The sequence below is a fragment of the Xanthomonas sp. SHU 199 genome, from assembly GCF_000364665.1.
In the GTDB taxonomy this organism is placed as follows: Bacteria; Pseudomonadota; Gammaproteobacteria; order Xanthomonadales; family Xanthomonadaceae; genus Xanthomonas_A; species Xanthomonas_A sontii.
Genome location: NZ_AQOI01000646.1, coordinates 1 through 3,456 on the forward strand (window position 1 = coordinate 1; position 3,456 = coordinate 3,456).

Sequence of the window (3,456 nt, forward strand, 5' to 3'; positions counted from 1 at the left end):
GTTGGCGGATTCGTGCATCGAGCGGGTCTCCTGGGCGATCGACGGTGACAGCCCCGCGTGCGTGGTGCGCACAGGGCCGCCCGAACCCTCGCATGTACCGGGTGAACTGCGGCCGACCCTGGATGGGGAGAACGACCGTCGACGGACAGCGCCGCGCCGCGTTGCCGTCCGCTCAGAACCAGAACCGCAGGCCGGCGACCCAGCGCGTCTCGCGCGCCGCCTCGCCATCGGCGCGGCGCAGGTCGGTGGTGTCGCCGAAGCTGCGCACGTGCTCCACGCCGACATACGGTGCGAACCGGCGGGTGACTTCGTAGCGCAGGCGCAACCCGCCCTCCACGCTGGCCAGGCCGCTGCCGGTACGATGCGCCGGATCGTCGCGCGCGGCCAGTTCCGCTTCCAGCCGTGGCTGCAGGATCAGGCGATTGGTCAGCAGCACGTCGTACTCGCCTTCCAGGTGCAGGCTGGCATGGCCGCCCTCGCCGACGTAGAGCATGGCCGACACCTCGAACTTGTACGGCGCCATGCCTTGCACGCCGAACGCGGCCGAGGTCCGCGCGCGGCCCGGCGCGAACGCCTGCCTGGCGCCGATCAGCATGTCCCACCAGGGCGAGATCGCGCGGCCATAGGCCAGTTCCAGCGTCGACGCCGTGGTGCGGCCGCCCTCGCGTTCGCCGTCGCTGCGCAGCCACAGCCGATCGATGTCGCCGCCGTACCAGCCGCGCGCTTCCCAGGCCTGGCCGCTGCCGTGGGCGTTGTCCCAGCCCTCCAGGCGATCGACCAGCAGGTAGCCGGTGCGCGCCGCGCCGTGCGCCATGCCGTGCTCGCGCAGCACCGGGAACGCGGTCGCACGGTCGGCGGCGGTGATCGGCGGGATCGGCTCGCGCGGCAGCGATGTGTTGGCGCTCGCGGGACAGTGGCACGCTGTCGGTTCGGGTGCAGGCGGCGTCGCATGGTCCATGCGGTCGTGATGCATGCCGTCGTGTGCGTGATGCGCGCGGTGGCTGTGATCGACCTGCGACGCCGGCGCGGCCGCGTGGTCCTTCGTGGTGTGGTCCATGTGCGCGTGCGACATGGCGTCGGCGTGCTCTGCTGTGGTCTGCGTGGCAGGCGCGGCGTGCATGGCCGGCGCGTGCGCGGCATGGCCCAGTGCGGCGTGGTCCACGGCACCGTCTATTGCCGCGTCGGGCTGCGGTGCCGTTGTCGCGTCCGCCATGGGCATGCTGGCGGCGGCTGCCGGGCAGGCGCAGGGCGCGGCAGGGAGATCGGCGTCGCTGTCGGCCACGTGGACATGCTGTGCCTGCGCCACGGCGTGCGCCAACAGCAGCACCAGGCCGGTCGCCTGGGCGAGCGGCGAGAAGTGGAGGCGGCTCATGCGTCCACCCGCACTTCGCGCATCATGCCGCCGTCCATGTGGTACAGCAGGTGGCAGTGGTAGGCCCAGCGGCCCAGCGCATCGGCGCGCACGCGGTAGCTGCGGCGCGTGCCCGGCGGCATGTCCACGGTGTGCTTGCGCACCTGGAAGCGGCCGGCGGCATCCTCCACGTCGCTCCACATGCCATGCAGGTGGATCGGGTGCTGCATCATCGTGTCGTTGACCAGCACGATGCGCAGGCGCTCGCCGTAGTTCAGCCGCAGCGGCTCGGCGCTGGCGAAGGGAATGCCGTCGAACGACCAGGCGAACTTCTCCATGTTGCCGGTTAGGTGCAACTGGATCTCGCGTCCCGGCTCGCGTCCGTCCGGGTCCTCGAACAGGCTGTGCAGGTCGGCATAGGTCAGCACGCGGCGGCCGTTGTCGCGCAGGCCGATGCCGGGGTCGTCCAGCCGCGGCGCGGTGGCGGAGGACTGCATGTCCACCAGCGGATTGCCGCGTTCGCTGCGTGGATGCGCCGGTGCGGCGGCAGTGCTGGCAGCCGCGTGCGCGGCGTGGTCCATGCCCGGCATGCCGGCCATGTGCATGTTCGCGCCGCAGCCGCCCTCCATACCGTGCATGGCCATGCCTGCGCCGTGCTCCATGCCGGCGTGGCCGGCCATCGCGTGGCCCATGTCCTGCATTCGCAGCAGCGGGCGCGGATCGTTCGCCGGCACCGGTGCCTGCAGTCCTTCGCGCACGGCGAGCGTGCCGCGCGCGTGGCCGGTGCGGCCCATGTCCTGTGCGAACACCGTGTAGGCGTCCTGGCCGCTGGGTTCGACCAGCACATCAAAGGTCTCGGCCGCAGCGATGCGGAACTCGTCCACGCTTACCGGGTGCACGTACTGGCCGTCGGCGGCGACCACGGTCATCTTCAGCCCGGGGATGCGCACGTCGAAGTAGCTCATGCTGGAGGCGTTGATGAAGCGCAGCAGCACCTTCTCGCCGGGACGGAACAGCCCGGTCCAGTTGCCGGCCGGGGTCATGCCGTTGAGCAGGTAGGTGTAGGTGTTGCCGTTGACGTCGGACAGATCGCTGGGGGTCATGCGCATGCGCCCCCACATGCCGCGGTCGGCGAGGGTGGCGCGCAGCCCGTCCTCGCGCGCGTCGCGCAGGAAATCCCCGACGGTGCGCTGGTAGAGGTTGTCGTAGGACGGCATCTGCTTCAGCCGCCGGAACAACGCCGCCGGATCCAGGTCGGTCCAGTCCGACAGCAGCAGCACGTGCTCGCGATCGTAGCGATACGGCGGCGGCTCGCGCGGGTCGATCACGATGGCGCCGTACAGCCCGGCCTGCTCCTGGTGCAGCGAATGGCTGTGGTACCAGTAGGTGCCGGATTGGCGCAGGGCGAAGCGGTACTGGTAGGTCTCGCCCGGGTAGATGCCGTCGAAGCTCATGCCCGGCACGCCGTCCATGTTGGCCGGCAGCAGCAGGCCGTGCCAGTGCACCGAGGTCTGGGTATGGCCGGGCAGGCGGTTGGCCACGCGGATGGTCACGGTGTCGCCTTCGCGCCAGCGCAGCAGCGGCGCCGGCACGCTGCCGTTGACGGCGATGGCGGGGCGCTCGCGCCCGGTGAAGTTGACCCGGGTGCTGCCGATGCTCAGATCCAGGTCAGTGCCGTGCAGCACGTAAGGCGCGGCGCCGTTGCGGGCCAGCGCGCTGGCGTGGGCGCTGCGCAGCGGCAGCCCGGTGAGGCCGGCGGCGGCGCCCAGCGCCAGCCCGGTGACGAAGCGGCGCCGCGACGGCAGCGCCGGCAGGCCGGAAGAAGATGGGTTCATGTGCGATGTCCGTCAGCGGATGCGATGCGCCACGCAGCGCCGAAGGGCGCTGCAGGCACGGACGCGGCAGCGCCTGTGCGCTGCCACCGGAGACCGCCCAGCAGGCGGCCGCGCGCGCTCAGGCGCTGGGAGGGCGTTCCAGCCGCGGCAGGCCGGGCGCGCCGTGCGCGGCCTGGGGAGCGGCGGCAATTAGGGTGCGTGGCAAGCGTGGCAGCGCCAGCGGCATCGCCAGCAAGGCCGGCAGCGGTTGCGCGTGCGGACATTGGCAGC

2 protein-coding genes are annotated in these 3,456 nt (G+C 71.8%); both read right to left on the reverse strand.

What is annotated here, in order from left to right:
• Positions 1-172 precede the first annotated feature (172 nt).
• Positions 173-1,372 carry a copper resistance protein B gene (locus tag D183_RS0118560; protein ID WP_017910321.1) on the reverse strand — a complete coding sequence of 400 codons (1,200 nt, stop codon included), beginning with the start codon at positions 1,370-1,372 and terminating at the stop codon, positions 173-175.
• Positions 1,369-3,186, reverse strand: a complete 1,818-nt coding sequence (locus D183_RS0118565; protein ID WP_017910322.1) for a copper resistance system multicopper oxidase — start codon at positions 3,184-3,186, stop codon at positions 1,369-1,371. The genes D183_RS0118560 and D183_RS0118565 overlap by 4 nt, the downstream gene beginning before the upstream one ends.
• Between the last annotated feature and the right edge of the window lie 270 nt (positions 3,187-3,456).

Bases quoted from the DNA above. Each gene is read 5' to 3' on its own strand.
- D183_RS0118560 (WP_017910321.1), bottom strand. From the start codon at position 1,372: ATGAGCCGCCTCCACTTCTCGCCGCTCGCCCAGGCGACCGGCCTGGTG.
- D183_RS0118565 (WP_017910322.1), bottom strand. From the start codon at position 3,186: ATGAACCCATCTTCTTCCGGCCTGCCGGCGCTGCCGTCGCGGCGCCGC.